The sequence below is a fragment of the Terrisporobacter mayombei genome, from assembly GCF_020748465.1.
GTDB lineage: Bacteria > Bacillota > Clostridia > Peptostreptococcales > Peptostreptococcaceae > Terrisporobacter > Terrisporobacter mayombei.
Genome location: NZ_JAHZMP010000167.1, coordinates 1 through 482, shown reverse-complemented (window position 1 = coordinate 482; position 482 = coordinate 1). Strand labels below are relative to the sequence as shown.

At 50.0% G+C, this 482-nt stretch carries 2 protein-coding genes; both read right to left on the bottom strand.

The window, feature by feature from the left end:
* On the bottom strand, positions 1-88 hold an 88-nt coding region (locus tag K0039_RS25105; RefSeq protein ID WP_117028765.1), incomplete at its 3' end, for a LacI family DNA-binding transcriptional regulator.
* A gap of 141 nt (positions 89-229) precedes the next feature.
* On the bottom strand, positions 230-482 hold a 253-nt coding region (locus tag K0039_RS25100; RefSeq protein WP_228106850.1), incomplete at its 5' end, for a DUF418 domain-containing protein.

The following is a 482-nucleotide window of genomic DNA, read 5'->3' as shown; positions in this document are numbered from 1 at the left end:
CACTGACCAGCGTGCTGTTATTGAGCACCCGGGAAACCGTTGCCACAGATACGCCAGCCTGACGCGCTACATCACGAATGGTGATCATATTCACTACCTGTTATGAGATTGCAGTAAATGACTGCTTGCTGGCGGCTATTTTGTCAGCACTGAATACAGGACTTCGTGAATCGAGTCCCAGCAATGGAAACGGTTACAGCCGTTTTGTTAACGAATGTGATCCAGATCGTTATCTTGATGTTTTAGATATTGCCGGTCCGGCAGCACGCAAAGTTAACTGACGCCAGAGCCATTCCACCGGCCCCTGGCGGAAGTAACGCAGCCAGATAACAGAGAAGAGGATATTCGCCAGCCATACCGGAATAACAAACGCCAGCAGCTCCAGGCGGTCAAAATGCATAAACAAACCGAGGTGGTAAAAAAGCGTGGTACAAATCAGCGTTTGCAATAGATAGTTGGTCAGCGCCATCCGTCCGACGCAG